Here is a 15,681-nt window from a genome sequence, read left to right on the forward strand (position 1 = left end):
GAACTAGCGACATTAAATAATAGAAATGGTATGTAAAATTAACTCCAAAAATCAGTGTTAGCTTTACATACCATTTTGTTTTGTCCATTTATTTGTACTATATATTGAAAGTAAAATCACTTATAAAAACTATTCTTTCAATCCTTATTCATCTCTTCCTGAAATTCATCAAAGATATAATCTAGTACAGAGGACATACCCACCAGTTCACAGCCGTAGAAATACATATTCTCTTCTATTACCTGCTGTCTTATAATCTTAACTACGGAATATAGAGAGGAATCACTGTCACCTAATTGAATCTTAGCATTAAAATAATAATTTAAAGGTAATACACTTGCTGAACGAAATCCAATTCCATTCCTGGATATATTCATAACTTCAATGGGTGCATGAATATTATCTACTTTTACATTATCTTGTTTAAATAAAGATGATATTTCCAATTCCAATTTAACAGGGAAACGCTTATTCTGCCTTTTTTCTTCCATACCAGATACCTCGACTAATTTTATTTTATTAGTGTAACATTTGGAAAGCTTATATATGTTATTATATCTCCGAACAAAATAATAGGCAAGATATCCTTTTCTGCTTCGTTTAATTATTTAAGCTTACTATGAAAGATGGAATACCATCACTGGCTCTTAACGACAATCCTTAAATTGCTGATGACCTCATCTATAATAGTTCTTTCAAGATTCGATTTATCATTACCGGGTCTGCCTTGCCCCTCATTTCTTTCATCGTCTGGCCAACTAAAAAGCCCAGGGCCTTATCCTTACCGCCTTGATAATCTGCAACAGATTCCGGGTTAGCTGCAATGACTTTTTCAACCACACTACGCAATGCCCCTTCATCCTTTACCATTATTAATCCATGTTCTTTTATATAAGCTTCCGGATCGATATTATCTTTAAAAATATTCTCAAATACTTCTTTTGCAACCGTCCGGTTGATCTTACCCTCATGAATCAGTTCGATTAATTTTGCCAGATTATCAGGCTTAAAACTAATATCCTCCGGTTCCATTTCCGATTCTTTTAATAATCGCATGGTTTCAACCATAAGCCAGTTGGATACTTCTTTGGGTTTCTTACATATGGCAACTGTTTCCTCAAAAATATCTGCCAGCCTTTTGGAACCGGTAATAATTCCCGCATCATATGCTGGAATATCATATTCCTTTTCATATCGAAGCATTTTTTCATCCCGAAGTTCCGGCTGGCGGCTTCTGATTGCCTCTACCCATTCATCGCTAATCTCCATGGGTACTAAGTCAGGCTCTGGAAAATACCGGTAATCCTGGGCATCTTCTTTGGAACGCATGGCAAAACTGGTGTCTTTATTATCATCCCAGCGCCTTGTTTCCTGAACTACAAGTTTTCCTTCTTCCAACAGTTCAATCTGACGTTTTCTCTCTCCTTCAATGGCTCTGGCAATTGCTTTAAAGGAGTTCATATTTTTCATTTCTGTTCTTGTGCCAAATTCCTTAGCACCTGCTTCTCTAACAGATAGGTTAATATCTGCACGAAGGGAGCCTTCCTGCATCTTGCAATCGGATACTCCAAGATATTGCAAGATTAATTTTAATTTATCCAGATAGGCTATTACTTCCTCCCCGGACCTCATATCCGGTTCACTTACAATTTCTATTAAAGGCACACCGCATCTGTTGTAATCTACCAAAGTACAATCTTCCCAGGGATCATGGGTTAACTTGCCTGCATCCTCCTCCATATGGATTTCATGGATACCGATAACTTTCTTTACTCCATCCACTTCGATTTCTATACCTCCGTCATGACAAATAGGCAGGTATAACTGAGATACCTGATATGCTTTTGGCAAATCCGGGTAAAAATAGTTTTTACGGTCAAATTTACACTTTTGATTTATTTTACAATTTAATGCAAGACCTGCAGCCATTGCATATTCAACAACTTTTTTATTTAAAACCGGAAGTGTCCCCGGCATTCCTGTACATACCGGACAGCAATGTGTATTGGGCTCTCCGCCAAACTGTGTGGTACATCCACAAAATATCTTGGTTTCCGTTGCCAATTCCACATGAACTTCCAAACCAATAACCGTTTCATATGATTTCATACGTGAATCTTCCTTTCCAACTTACAATGCTTATCTAATTCATGCCTATAGGCTAAGAAGAGCATTATATAAATTTTGCACAGAATAATATTAGTATCTACTTTGCTCATAACTATAAGCTGCACGAATAATATCCTTCTCGCCAAAATGTTTTCCAATCAGCTGTAGGCCAATGGGAAGTCCTTTGCTGTCTATTCCGCAGGGAAGGCTTATGGCAGGAAGTCCGGCAAGATTAACAGACACCGTGTAAATATCTCCAAGATACATCTTTAAAGGATCTGATAAACTCTGACCCAATTTCGGTGCTGTTAAAGGGGCTGTTGGTCCAAGAATAATATCATATTTTTCAAATGCTTTATCAAAACTTTCTTTTATCAGGGCTTTTACTTTTAAGGCCTTCTGATAATATGCTTCATAATATCCGGAACTTAATACAAAGGCACCAATCATCATTCTTCGTTTTACTTCATTTCCAAAACCTTCACTTCTTGTTTTCTTATACAGTTCCTGAAGTCCTTCAAAGTCTTCTGTGCGGTATCCATATTTTACGCCGTCATATCGGGATAAGTTAGAACTTGCTTCTGCAGATGCTATTACATAATAAGCCGGAATAGCATAATCTACTCCATCCAGTTCAAATTCTTCTATTATGGCACCTTTTTCTCTTAACACTTCAGCTGCAGCAAGAATGCTGGTACTTACTTCTTCCTCCAGACCTGATCCAAAATAACCCTTAGGTATACCTATTTTCATACCTTTCACATTATCAACCAAAGCTTTGCTATACTGATAATCTTCTCTCTTTACAGAGGTTGAATCCTTGCTGTCATAGCCTGATATAATATCCAGTACCGCAGTACAATCAGATACATTTCTGGCTATTGGACCGATTTGATCTAAAGAGGAGGCATAAGCGATTAAACCGTACCTGGAAACCGTACCGTAAGTTGGCTTTATTCCGGTTACTCCACAAAAACTGCTGGGCTGGCGAATGGAGCCCCCGGTATCAGAACCCAGGGCATAGAATGCTTCTTCTGCCGCTACTGCTGCTGCAGAACCGCCGCTTGAGCCACCTGGTACATATTCTGTATTACGTGGATTCTTGGTTTCACCAAAATGGGAGGTTTCTGTGGTACTTCCCATAGCAAACTCGTCCATGTTAGCCTTTCCTATAATAACTGCCCCTGCCTTTAATAATTTGTCCACCACTGTTGCATGATAGGGTGGGGTAAAATTATAAAGCATTTTTGAGGCACAAGTGGTTTTAACACCTTTTGTACAGATATTATCTTTTATGACCATAGGAACACCGGCAAGGGGTGAATCTAATTTTCCTTCCTCCATAAGTCGCTGCACTTCTTTTGCACGGGCAAGTGCTTCTTCCTCCATAACAGTTATATAGCAGTTATACTCTTTATCCTTTGCTTTAATTCGTTCCAATTGGGCTTTGACTGCTTCTTCAACTGTTATTTCTTTATTCTTAATTTTCCTGCCCAGCTCCAGGGCAGTTAAACTTGTTACATCCATATTTACCTCGTTTCCAGCACTTAATGCTTTCTAATAAGACAACTTTATACGCTGCACAATCAGATTACAGTCATTCAACGGTTTTCGGTACCATAAAACATCCATCTTTTTGTTTCGGTGCATTGCTTAACAGAATATCTCTGTTTGGTCCATTGGTTACAATATCATCACGGTATACATTTTTTATTGGGAATACATGTGACATAGGCTCTACGTTATCTGTATTCAACTCATTCATGGTGTCCATATATGCTAAAATACTTCCTAAATCTTTTTTTGCCTTTTCTTTTTCTTCGCTGCTTAATTCTAATTTTGCCAGAGCAGCTACATATTCAATGGTTTCATCTGTAATATTCATAAATTACTCCTTTCATTTATGGTCTTATGAGATTATGGCTCCAATCTTGATACGTCTCTTGGGAACAAGGTGGTTTCCCTTACATTTTGCTCATCCAGAAGCTTCATGGTAAGACGTTCTAATCCGATCCCCAATCCGCCATGAGGGGGCATTCCATGTTTAAATATCATTAAATAGTTACTGAATTCCTCTGGATCCATGCCCCTTTTTATCATTTTATCCACTTGCCCTTCGTAGGAATGTATTCTTTGTCCACCGGTTGTAATTTCCATCCCTTTAAACAATAAATCAAAACTTAATGTGAACTTTGAATCAGCAGGATCATCCATAGCATAGAAAGGTCTTTTCTTAGAGGGGTAATGTGTTACAAATACAAAGTCACTGTTATAAACTTCTTTAAAATACGCTCCGATTAAGGTTTCTTCTTCCGGCTCCAAATCATAAGGATCCTTGATTTTTCTGTTATATTTTACAGATACCAGAACTTTTGCTTCGTCAAAACGTACTGCCGGAATATTAGAAACCTCTGGAATGGTAATACCTAATATTTTAATTTCTTTCGGGTATTCTTTTTCTAAGAATGCAAATATATACTTTAACAATTCCGCTTCCATATCCATAATATCTTCAAATCCGTCAATATATCCCATTTCAAGGTCCAAACTGGTATACTCGTTTAAATGTCTTGTAGTGTTATGCTTCTCCGCACGAAATACCGGAGCGGCTTCAAATACTCTATCGTAAACACCTACCATTGTCTGCTTATAAAATTGTGGGCTTTGAGCTAAGAAGGCTTTCTTACCGAAGTATTCTAATTTAAATACATTGGCTCCCCCTTCTGCATTTCCGGCAACAATTTTCGGTGTTCGTATTTCTGTAAAATGTTGTGTAAATAAGAAATCACGAAAGGCTCTTACAATACCTTCCTGAATTTTAAATACAGCTCTTTCTCGAATGTTCCTTAGGGAAATCGGCCTTAAAGATAATTTTGCTTCCAAAGAGGTATTTAATTTCCATTTACTGATGGGAAGAGGCATTATAGCATCCTCTGCCGGTACGGATAAAATCCGGATATGTTTTATCCTTACTTCAAATCCGTTTGGTGCACGGTCTTCCGCTGATAAGATGCCTTTCACTTCTACCGTAGCACCTTCTCTTACATCTTTTACTTGGAAGTCCTGTATATTACCTTCTTTCAAAACACATTGAAACAATCCTTGGTAATTCCTAAGAATAATAAAAGAAAACTGGCTCATATCCCGTATGGTATGAACGGCTCCTTTTATAGTAATTTCTTTTCCTATCCAATCACCGGATAAAACCTCACTGATTTCAAATATTCTTTTTCCTTCTAATCCTTTTACATAATCCATAGTATCCTCGATTCTGGCATCTTAGCGCCTTTTAATAATGACGGAAATTTGTTTTTAAATGCAAATTTCCATTGAAAAACATTATTTTTCAATCTTCTCCTTTCACCTGTTTCTGTGATCCTTATCCTAAATTAAATATCTACCAACTTGAATATGAAAATATAACAAGCTTCCTGTGAATATCTAACTTTGATTTCAATCTAAAAAATAATTTAGGATATATACCCGAAACAAATAAAAAGTCCCGAGTATATAGGATACAGAGTTTATTCTGCAACATATATACTCGGGACGGGATACTCTTTTAGATTTATTTCCCGCGGTACCACCCGCTTTGAGAATCAAAATTCTCCTCTCTTTCCACTTAACGCGTGTCACGCACGAACCTACTACAGTCAGTTTTAACTTCCCATTCAACCCGTGAGCTCCAGAGTGTTCCTTCCTATGTCTATCATCAAAGGTATGCTCTCAGTCGGTGACACACCATTCCTGTCTATAAATGCAATCCACATAGGTCAGTCTCTTTCACAGCTTATTTTGTATCGATTTTAAAAATATACAAAAAGGCAAAGGTATCGTCTTTTTGTGTATCCAACGCCTTTGCTGTTGACTTATATTAACATATAACATTATATATTTCAAGAGCAATTTTTACGTATTGTTATTTTTACAAATCACCTTTCATAAGTTAGTGTTTATATTATTAGCAATATTTATTTTAATATAGGCAATATATAACTATAATAATCTTCTTCTAATATACTTTCCGATATAAGGAACTTATTATTTACAATTTTGTTCATAATACTGATGTAATCTTTGGGAATTTCTTCTTCAGTCAGTTTTATAATATCTTTTGTTTTACTGTTATACATGACCCTATCCGTAATAAAACTTCGGTTGGAAAACATTATCAGAGGAGTAGAATCCGATAGAATATCTTTGCCCATACACAACCTGGAATCATAAGGTAATCCAAATAAATTTGACAAAGTGGGCATAATGTCCAAACTGGAGCATGGCTTATCTATGAAGATGGGGTTTTTTATACTTCCGGACCATAGGATAAAATGATTCTTATAAAGTTCAAAATTTTCTTCTACTTTATGCCCTGCCAGCTCATCAATCTTATCCTTTTCCAGGCCATATGGATAATGGTCTGCACTAAGGGCAATCACTGTTTTATCTGCTATGCCTTTCTCCTCTAACTCACTAATCAGTTTTTCCAAAGCTCTGTCCAATTCCACATTACAGGCAATATAGGCTTTGGCTTCCATAGAGTAAGGTAAATGAGCTACTGCTTCTTTGTTCTTATCAGACATTCGATTCCCATAAAAGGTATAATTCATATGTCCGCTCACTGTCATATAGTAGGTGTGGAAAGACTGGTCATCTATATACTCCGGCATGGTTACCTCTATCATTTCCAGATCGGATTCCGGCCAGCTTTCTGTTACTTCAAGGCCATTTCCCACTCCTTTATATTCATATCCCATATTGGGATGGGATATATGCCGCTTATAATAAGTATAGGTATGATTATGATATGCTCGGGTGGTGTAGCCTTTATTGTTAAACTGATGTCCTAACGTAAAGGGCATAGCATTGCTTCCGCTTTTATAAAAACTGATAACTCCGGACTTAGGTATTAAACTTGTACAGGCTGCATACTCTCCGTCTATGGTACTTGCCCACCATAAAGGTGTATAGAAATTCTCAAAAATAAATCCTTCATGAGTTAGTTTATATAGTGTAGGCGTGATTTCTTTATCCACAGCCCAGGGAGAAAATCCCTCTGCGGTGAACATAATCAGATTATAGCCTTCAAACATTCCTGTATATTTGTTTTTCTTAGTAGGTTCTGAAGCTGCAAAATATTGGTGCAGCATTTTTACAGCTTCGTTGGTTTCTTCTTTTGCCAAAGCTTCAAAATCAATATCCAATATATTGGGGGAGGTATCCATAACAATAGGGGTAGGTGTTGGTCTTACCTTTATTACTGCATCTTTTTCACTATTGTCTTTATTAAGTGTATCTTTTTTATTCTCCTTAACACCTGCTGCCAATGACTTAGGATTTTTATCTAAGAATAAATCTGCATCCAAAGAAGTAAAACTTTCTCCAGTAATTAACCGCTTCACATCAAATCTGGTACTGGTTAACACCCCTAATTGCTCTACGCTCATTTCCGGAACCCAGGTTCTATGATATATATCATAGGGAGAATAGGTTTCCTTTCCATAGATAGGAAGGATAAGCACTCCAATAAAATGTACAACAATAAAACAAGTTAGTGCAGTAACTTGTGGGCCTATAGGCTTTTTATTCATATCAATCTGCTTCTTTTTCATGAGTATTTTTAAGAAAATCAGAGGTGTACATAATAAGAAGATTCCAATCAGATTATTTCCAATAGCAGCTAAGATCTGATCAAAGAATTCTAACACATCTCTTCCTACTATCCCGACGGAATAAACAGAAAGAAAGGTTTTAAAAACATAGTTATATACCAGCTGGGTGCTAAATATCAAACATAATACCGTAGTGAATATCCATATAAGTATCTGATTCAACTGTTTTCCAAATATTCCGCTGATAAATCCAAGTACGGCACCCGCCGGTATGGCAAATACTATAGGTAATAGTATTTTGCCATTCAAGCTTTGAAAGGTGAGAAGGTGAAAAATCAATTCAAGATAAATAATGACCAATTGATAAAAACAAGTTATCTGAAATAAATATTCTTTGCCATTCCATGCATTACGTATACTATTTAAAATAGTTCCATGTAAGGCATGTTCATTAATATTTTCCTTCTCCTTCCGGTTAAAGCATTTATTTTTCTTTACTTCTTTTACCAAATTACTGTTATTAATTTTATGTATTATTAAAAATAGTTTATCTTTTGGGCCATTCTTTTCAATTCTAATTTTCTTTTGTGTCAATCCATCCTTTTTCGGATTATCACCGGAGATAGATTCCTTTTCGTACCTGCCGTACTTGCCATCTATCCCATTGTTATTACTCATGAATTGCGCCCCCAATCACCATTGTTCCACTTCTAAGAAGATAATATAACTTATTTTTAAATAAAATTATAACTCACAGTGCCTTTACCATCTTTACTGTGTATCTTAGCTATAGCTCCATTCACTATAGTCATCTGGGGTGGTTTATGTCCAATATCTGCATCTAATATAATAGGAACATGAAATTCCTCTAATACAGACAGAACTGCTTCATCATAAGAGATCTCAGAATCCTGATCGAAAAAAGCAGGTCTTCCGAATATAAAACCTTTCGTATATTGAAACCATCCGGCCTCTTTTAAATGCCACAATCCTAAAGTTAAAGCTTCACTTTCCAGTGCATAACTCTCTAAATACCAGAGAATACCGTTATCTTTATACTTCTCAATAAATTCCTTCGTCCGGTCAAATCTTGTGCCCACCATATGAAGCAGTACATCCAGGCAGCCTCCTAATAATCTTCCAGACATATTGATCTCATCTTCGCCCTGTAAATTTCTCCAGCAAACAGGTTTTTCAAGATGATATCCTTCTAATCCGGTAACCCGATCATAAAAACCGTCTTCATATTGCTCGAAACTATCCATAGTATTTATATTTCCTTCCACTAGTTGAAGGTTATCTTCTATGGCTTTATGCCACATCTCCATTCCAAAGTCATTAAAATTACAACCATAAAGTGTTGCTATATCACAATGGGTGGTTATAGTGTGAGTTAGTCCTGAATTATCTGAATAGCCCTGTATCCACTTAGGGTTAGCCTTTATACGGTCAAAATCCATCAAAGGAAGCATTTCCAGCAGAAAGTCTCCGCCTTTTGCAGATATAATCCACTTTACACTATCATTATCTATTAATTCTTCCAATTCTTTTGTCCTTGTCCCTGGATCGGTGCTTCTGCCCTTGTTGCTGGTACGGACATGTGCTGTTTCTATGACCTTATACCCTCTTTTCTTCAATTGTTCCTTACCATTATCCAGCCTTACAAAATCCGTCTCTTTTTTATTGCCGTCTGAAGGAGCAGTAATTCCTATGACATCGCCTTTCTTCACGTATTCCGGGTATAACATAATGTATTTCATTCCTTTCAGATATATTTTTCTATAGTTTAGCTTAATTGAAACTATGTAACATAGTCCTGTGTCTTGAAGTTTGTACTAAACTTGTCTCACTTACCTAATATTCTATTTAAAATGTATTCCTTGGACGAACCCAATATTCCGTACCAATACATTATACATGAATCCCATGGAAATTTCCATATAAATTGTAATATCATCCAAAAAATGACATAAATGGATTTGTTTTTTATACAAATAATCCAAATAGTTTTTTACCATTTGCTCCCTATTTCTCATAATAGTGGATATTTATAAATATTTCATTAATTGAAAATGGGGAGTATCACACTGGTTCCATTACAGTGATTACTCCCTTTTCCATATATAGATATACTTTTAATTTATCAAATTACAACTTCTTGATTCTTTCCATTGCTTCTAAGGTATTTTCATAGGTTCCAAATGCAGTAAGACGAAAATATCCCTCTCCCCTTGGGCCAAATCCGGATCCCGGAGTTCCCACCACATTAGCCTCCTTTAATAAATAATCAAAGAATTGCCATGAAGTCATATTCTTTGGTGTTTCCAACCAAATATAGGGGGCATTCACACCGCCGGATACATTGTAACCAGACCCAGCTAGACCTTCACGGATTACCTCTGCATTATTCATATAATAGGCAATTTGTTCCCTTGTTTGTCTCTTTCCTTCTTCGGTATAAACAGCGGCACCTGCTGCCTGAATAATGTAAGGAGCACCATTAAATTTAGTACCATGGCGTCTTGCCCACAGGCTATTTAACATTACCTCACCGCATTTTAATTCTTTTGGAATTACGGTAAAACCAAGTCTTGTTCCGGTGAAGCCTGCATTCTTAGAAAAACTTCGGATTTCAATGGCGCAGGTTTTCCCACCTTCACATTCATAGATAGAATGTGGTACATCCTCTTCTGAAATATATGCTTCATAAGCAGCATCATATATAATAACTGCCCCTATTTTATTGGCGTAGTCAACCCATTTTTGCAGCTCTGCTTTATTAATAGCAGCTCCTGTAGGGTTGTTAGGAAAGCACAAATATATGATATCCGGTTCTTCTTTCGGCAGTTCCGGTGCAAAATCAGTTTCTTTCGTACAAGGCATATAAATGATATTGCTCCATTTACCCTGCTCCTGCAGATAATTACCAGTTCTTCCTTCCATAGCATTGGTGTCAATATAAACCGGATAGACAGGGTCACAAACTGCAATTTTGTTGTCTGCAGCAAAGATGTCCACCATATTGCCGGAATCACTCTTAGCACCATCGCTGATAAAGATTTCATCTATAGCTATATTAACCCCTCTTACTTTGAAATCATTTTCAGCAATGGCACTTCTTAAGAATTCATAGCCAAGATCCGGTGCATAGCCTTTGAAGGTTTCTTTTACTGCCATTTCATCCGTTGCTTTATGCAATGCTTTAATTACTGCCGGCGCCAGCGGAAGGGTAACATCTCCAATACCAAGACGGATAAGTTTTTTATCAGGGTTTGCTTCTGTGAAAGCTTTTACTTTTTTACCAATATCAGAAAATAAGTAGCTTCCGGGTAGCTTTAAATAATTCTCATTAATTTTAAACATATAATTCTCCTTCAAATACCGTTACTGCCGGCCCTGTCATAAATATAGTGTTCTTATCCCTGTCATATTTTATCTTTAGCTCTCCGCCTAATAGTCTCACCTTTACTTCATCCTCTGTTAATCCGTTCAAAATACAGGCATATACGCTGGCGCAGGCTCCTGTTCCACATGCTAAGGTTTCACCGGAACCCCTCTCCCAAACCCGCATATCAACGGTATGTCTATCCAAAACATGAATAAATTCCGTGTTGGTTCTCTCCGGGAACATGGCATGGTTTTCAAACAAAGGACCTATTTTTTCAATATCAATGGATTTTGTATCCTCTACAAACACAATTGCATGGGGATTCCCCATAGAAATACATGTTATTTCGTATGAAACTCCTCCCACTGTTACAGGTACAGCAACTACACTTTCCAGGTCAGAAACCACAGGAATTAATTCAGTGGCTGTAATGGGTGTCCCCATATCCACCGTAACTTCTGTCACATGGTCATCTTCTACTTTTAAATCCAGATACTTTATACCTGCACCTGTTTCAATTGATATATTTCTTTTATCTGTCAAACCGTAATCATAAACATATTTTGCAACACAGCGTATACCATTGCCGCACATTTGTGAACGGGAACCGTCTGCATTGTACATATCCATCATAAAGTCTGCTTTATCAGAAGGTTTAATTAATATAAGCCCATCTGAACCAATTCCAAAGTGCCTGTTGCTGACCTTAATTGCTGTTTTGGCTCCATCTTCCACAGATTCCTTAAAACAATTCACATATACATAATCGTTTCCGCAGCCTTGCATCTTGGTAAATTTCATGTGTGCCTCCTATCTGGAATATCTTCTATTTTAAAAATTATAGAAATGGTCGGAAATGTGAAGTCCCTCTAATTATAGTAAATTTAAAATCATTTCAGCCATTTCAACCATATTAACTCCACTGTCCATACTATTTTTTTGTATATATCGATGTGCTTCTTCTTCTGTCATATTATTTCTGACCATAAGCACTTGCTTGGCTTTGTTGATCGCAGCCCTTTCTTCTTCCGTTCTTCCCTTTTGCTTTTCTTTTCTCTTACGCCGTGTATGGTTGTAGGTCATCATTTGCAGCGTATTAAGCAAATCATTGATTTTTAAGGGCATACTCAGGCAGACAATATTACTCTCCGTATTTTCTGCCAATTTTGTAGGAGATGCAATCAAAAGCATTTCAAACCCCTTGGGCAGATAATTATTCAGTTCGTTAAAATACATATCGGGAAGCCGGTATCCGGAAATTATAATACCTCCATCCAATTCATCTATAATACTAATTACCTGCGCTCCCGTGGTGCAAGTAGCATTCACTTCAAATCCGTTTTTAATAAGAGTATTTTTTATACTTTTCGCATCATCTATCTTTGGAAATGCAACTATAATACTCAGCACATCCGATCACCTCCATCGCTTATTATGCTGATTGGCTTTCTCTTATTAAATACGATGTAAATATTGATCAACTTCCCACTGAGATACTTGAACAATGTATTGATTCCATTCTTCTTTCTTTTCCTGAACATATCTGGTAAATATATAAGTACCCAGAACATCTTTAATAAACTCATTTTGCTCTAAGGCCGTAGTTGCTTCTTTTAAATTGGCAGGAAGATACTTAATGCTGCACTGCTCCATCTCTTCCTTTGTCATAACCGCAATATTCTTGTCTACACTTTCCGGAGGGGTAAGTTTATTCTTAATGCCATCTAAACCAGCCGCCAAGCAGACTGCCAATGCCAAATAAGGATTTGCAGAGGGATCCGGACTTCTTAATTCCACTCTGGTAGCAATCCCTCTGGAGGAGGGAATCCGAATCAAAGGACTTCTACTGGTGGCAGACCATGCAATATAAACCGGTGCCTCATAACCTGGAACCAGCCTTTTATAAGAGTTTACAATCGGATTGGTAATGGCAGTGATCCCCTCCATATGTTTCATCAATCCCGCTATAAAATGATAAGCATCTTCACTTAACCCTAATTTCCCTTTCGGATCATCAAATATATTTTTTCCATCTTTTTTAATAGACATATTAATATGCATACCGGAACCATTAATTCCCCACTTTGGTTTTGGCATAAAGGTAGCGTGAAGCCCATGCCGCTTTGCAATGGTTCTGACTGCCATTCGAAAAGTCATGATATTATCCGCTGTCTTAATGGGGTCATCATACTTAAAGTCTATTTCATGCTGTGCCGGTGCCACTTCGTGGTGGGAAGATTCTATTTCAAATCCCATTTCTTCTAATGTGAGAACCATTTCCCGCCTTGCATTTTCACCGGAATCCAATGGTCCTACATCAAAATATCCTCCTCGTTCTCTGGAATTATTGGAGGGTTCCCCATTTTCTTTCAGGTCAAATAAAAAGAATTCACATTCCGGTCCCACATCAAAAACATATCCTAATTGTTCCGCTTCTTTTACAACCTTTTTTAATATATTTCTGGGGTCGCCTTCAAATGGTGTTCCATCCGGCTTATATACATCACATAAAAATCTGGCTACCTTTCCTTGTTGAGGTCTCCATGGAAAAATTTCAAAGGTATCAAGCTCCGGGTGAAGATACATATCCGCTTCTTCAATACGTGCGTATCCTTCTATGGAAGAACCGTCAAATACACATTTATTATCCAAAACTTTTTCCAATTGACTTGTAGTTACTGCAACATTTTTCAGATTACCGAATATATCGGTAAATTGTAAGCGGATAAACTCCACATCCTCTTCTTCTACCAATCTATAAATATCCTGTTTTGTGTAATGCCTCATAATAATTTCGCTCCTTTATCCCTATTATTGTTATCCTAATTTATTTACGTATACGAAAAAAGCAAAGGTTTCCAATTCTTAAACAGAACACCTTTGCCATGCTGTATTTATGATAACAATCTTACTATTTATTGTCAATCAATTTTCTTATTTTTATTTACTACATAACACCATTAATACAAACATCTAAATAGCTAGGATCATTTTTTAAATCGATGATTTGCTTATTCTGAATATTACGAACAACCGGCCTTAAGATACAGTCAGAATAATTATGCATAACGATACCATGAGTTCCATCACTTAACATAACACAGGTTCCAATGGGGTACACTGCAATGCATTTTGTAAAATGATTTACGATATTATAATCATATCCTACATTTCCGGTTCCCAGCAAGTATTCCAAAACTTCCGAAGCGCCAAATGCCTTCCGGTAAGAACGGTCAGAGGTCATGGCATCATAGGTATCCGCTACCGCAAGAATTCTGCCAAAGGATGATATTTCTTCACCTTTTAAGCCTCTTGGATAACCGGAACCGTCAAATCTTTCATGATGCTGTAAAACACCAACTCTAGTTGTGGAACTAAGGTCATAATAGCTTGACAGCATGTCATATCCTTTTTCCGGATGTTTTAAAATCACATCGAATTCTTCCTTCGTCAGTTTTCCCTTTTTATCAAGTATATCCAAAGGTACGTATTTCTTTCCAACATCATGAAGCATACCGGAAGTACCTAATTCGATCAGCTCTCTTCGGTTAAACTTCATCTTGGCACCAATACAGGTGGATAGAATTCCAACATTCACACTATGTATAAAAGTATATTGATGATGTCCGCACAACCGGTTTAAATTAATGACTACGTCATTGTTCTCAATGACAGACTCTACTATCTCAGAGATTAAGGGCTTTAATGTATCTATGTTCCCTTTATTCCGTAACATCTCTTCCAGTCGGAATGCTGCTTCCAGCCTGATTTCATCATTAACAATATCATTAAGCACAATATCTTCCGATATCTCATCTTCAATGTAAATACCTTGATAGCCAAGTCCCTTTAACCGGCATATAATTCCTTCTGTTAACTCAAAATTTTCTCGAACTAAAACAAGTCCATGAGCCCCATAAATAGGTTTAGCTAATTTAGTTCCCGGTAATGCTTTATCTATTGAAAGAAATCTCATTCTAATGTTTCCTCCAAATTTCGTTTGTTTGTCGAATTTATATTTATTCGTGTTTAAAAACACGAATACTGATACATTATATCATATAAAGTCAAATAATGGTACATTTTTTTAAATACATTTTAATTGGTTTTAATTAAGCAAATTATTGATATTTAGTAAATATATGATTATCAAACAAATCTAAAAACTTGACATTAAATTTTAACAGGTATATTATACTAAAGTTGTAAAATATAAAAGAAAGGATGGATTTATATGCAACTATTAATATTAATTTTAAAAAAAGTGGACCTGATGGATAAACTTTTAAAAGAGCTGGCAGAATGTGGTGTAAAAGGTGGTACTATTTTAGATGGTACCGGAATGGCAAATGCACTTGTTAACATGGAAGATTTGCCGATATTCGGAATTTTAAGACATATTGTAGATGATACAGATAAAGAAGAAACTAAAGTCTTAATGTTTGTATTAAAGGATGAACAAGTAATGGTAACCAGAAATACTATAAAAAGTATTATTGGTGACTTAAGCACACCAAATACAGGTATTATGTTTTCTATTCCAATAACATATGTGGAAGGATTAGGTGAATAGAA

The 15,681-nt window shown here is 36.5% G+C and carries 13 protein-coding genes; 1 reads left to right on the top strand and 12 read right to left on the bottom strand.

The annotated features are described in order from the left end of the window. Positions 1-137: 137 nt before the first annotated feature. From RT261_RS17705 to RT261_RS17760, 12 genes are all read right to left on the bottom strand, one after another. Complete coding sequence (locus RT261_RS17705) at positions 138-491, bottom strand: PilZ domain-containing protein (protein ID WP_313134425.1); 354 nt, start codon at positions 489-491, stop codon at positions 138-140. Positions 492-681: 190 nt separating this feature from the next. Beyond that, positions 682-2,109 carry an Asp-tRNA(Asn)/Glu-tRNA(Gln) amidotransferase subunit GatB gene (gatB, locus tag RT261_RS17710; protein WP_313134426.1) on the bottom strand — a complete coding sequence of 476 codons (1,428 nt, stop codon included), beginning with the start codon at positions 2,107-2,109 and terminating at the stop codon, positions 682-684. Positions 2,110-2,199: 90 nt separating this feature from the next. After that, the gene (gene gatA / locus RT261_RS17715) at positions 2,200-3,636 is read right to left on the bottom strand and encodes an Asp-tRNA(Asn)/Glu-tRNA(Gln) amidotransferase subunit GatA (protein WP_313134427.1); all 1,437 of its coding nucleotides are present in this window, start codon (positions 3,634-3,636) and stop codon (positions 2,200-2,202) included. 70 nt (positions 3,637-3,706) lie between these two features. Then, positions 3,707-3,994 carry an Asp-tRNA(Asn)/Glu-tRNA(Gln) amidotransferase subunit GatC gene (gatC, locus tag RT261_RS17720; RefSeq protein ID WP_313134428.1) on the bottom strand — a complete coding sequence of 96 codons (288 nt, stop codon included), beginning with the start codon at positions 3,992-3,994 and terminating at the stop codon, positions 3,707-3,709. Between the two features lie 32 nt (positions 3,995-4,026). Further along, positions 4,027-5,367, bottom strand: coding sequence for an aspartate--tRNA(Asn) ligase (aspS, locus tag RT261_RS17725; RefSeq protein ID WP_313134429.1), 1,341 nt, complete (start codon positions 5,365-5,367; stop codon positions 4,027-4,029). A gap of 713 nt (positions 5,368-6,080) precedes the next feature. Beyond that, complete coding sequence (locus RT261_RS17730; protein ID WP_313134430.1) at positions 6,081-8,396, bottom strand: LTA synthase family protein; 2,316 nt, start codon at positions 8,394-8,396, stop codon at positions 6,081-6,083. 56 nt (positions 8,397-8,452) lie between these two features. Beyond that, entirely contained in the window at positions 8,453-9,448 is a 996-nt protein-coding gene (locus RT261_RS17735; protein ID WP_313134431.1) for a S66 family peptidase, read from the bottom strand. Positions 9,449-9,866: 418 nt separating this feature from the next. Next, on the bottom strand, positions 9,867-11,081 hold the full coding sequence (locus RT261_RS17740) for an LL-diaminopimelate aminotransferase (protein WP_313134432.1): 1,215 nt from the start codon (positions 11,079-11,081) through the stop codon (positions 9,867-9,869). Next, the gene (dapF, locus tag RT261_RS17745) at positions 11,074-11,907 is read right to left on the bottom strand and encodes a diaminopimelate epimerase (RefSeq protein ID WP_313134433.1); all 834 of its coding nucleotides are present in this window, start codon (positions 11,905-11,907) and stop codon (positions 11,074-11,076) included. The genes RT261_RS17740 and dapF overlap by 8 nt, the downstream gene beginning before the upstream one ends. Positions 11,908-11,979: 72 nt before the next feature. Then, a complete protein-coding gene (locus RT261_RS17750) occupies positions 11,980-12,516 on the bottom strand; it encodes an ANTAR domain-containing response regulator (protein WP_313134435.1) in 537 nt (178 codons plus the stop codon). 45 nt (positions 12,517-12,561) lie between these two features. Next, entirely contained in the window at positions 12,562-13,893 is a 1,332-nt protein-coding gene (glnA, locus tag RT261_RS17755) for a type I glutamate--ammonia ligase (protein ID WP_313134436.1), read from the bottom strand. A gap of 160 nt (positions 13,894-14,053) precedes the next feature. Beyond that, a complete protein-coding gene (locus RT261_RS17760; RefSeq protein WP_313134437.1) occupies positions 14,054-15,082 on the bottom strand; it encodes an HD-GYP domain-containing protein in 1,029 nt (342 codons plus the stop codon). A 258-nt stretch (positions 15,083-15,340) separates the two neighbouring features. Here RT261_RS17760 and RT261_RS17765 point away from each other — a divergent pair, with 258 nt between their 5' ends. Beyond that, positions 15,341-15,679, top strand: a complete 339-nt coding sequence (locus tag RT261_RS17765; RefSeq protein WP_313134438.1) for a hypothetical protein — start codon at positions 15,341-15,343, stop codon at positions 15,677-15,679. The last annotated feature ends 2 nt before the right edge of the window (positions 15,680-15,681 follow it).

The organism is Anaerocolumna sp. (assembly GCF_032079385.1).
Taxonomy (GTDB): domain Bacteria; phylum Bacillota; class Clostridia; order Lachnospirales; family Lachnospiraceae; genus Anaerocolumna.

What these genes read in the sequence shown, in the direction of transcription:
- RT261_RS17705 (WP_313134425.1), bottom strand. Translation starts at nt 491, where the DNA reads ATGGAAGAAAAAAGGCAGAATAAGCGTTTCCCTGTTAAATTGGAATTG.
- RT261_RS17730 (WP_313134430.1), bottom strand. Translation starts at nt 8,396, where the DNA reads ATGAGTAATAACAATGGGATAGATGGCAAGTACGGCAGGTACGAAAAG.
- RT261_RS17740 (WP_313134432.1), bottom strand. Translation starts at nt 11,081, where the DNA reads ATGTTTAAAATTAATGAGAATTATTTAAAGCTACCCGGAAGCTACTTA.
- gatB (WP_313134426.1), bottom strand. Translation starts at nt 2,109, where the DNA reads ATGAAATCATATGAAACGGTTATTGGTTTGGAAGTTCATGTGGAATTG.
- gatA (WP_313134427.1), bottom strand. Translation starts at nt 3,636, where the DNA reads ATGGATGTAACAAGTTTAACTGCCCTGGAGCTGGGCAGGAAAATTAAG.
- gatC (WP_313134428.1), bottom strand. Translation starts at nt 3,994, where the DNA reads ATGAATATTACAGATGAAACCATTGAATATGTAGCTGCTCTGGCAAAA.
- dapF (WP_313134433.1), bottom strand. Translation starts at nt 11,907, where the DNA reads ATGAAATTTACCAAGATGCAAGGCTGCGGAAACGATTATGTATATGTG.
- glnA (WP_313134436.1), bottom strand. Translation starts at nt 13,893, where the DNA reads ATGAGGCATTACACAAAACAGGATATTTATAGATTGGTAGAAGAAGAG.
- aspS (WP_313134429.1), bottom strand. Translation starts at nt 5,367, where the DNA reads ATGGATTATGTAAAAGGATTAGAAGGAAAAAGAATATTTGAAATCAGT.
- RT261_RS17760 (WP_313134437.1), bottom strand. Translation starts at nt 15,082, where the DNA reads ATGAGATTTCTTTCAATAGATAAAGCATTACCGGGAACTAAATTAGCT.
- RT261_RS17765 (WP_313134438.1), top strand. Translation starts at nt 15,341, where the DNA reads ATGCAACTATTAATATTAATTTTAAAAAAAGTGGACCTGATGGATAAA.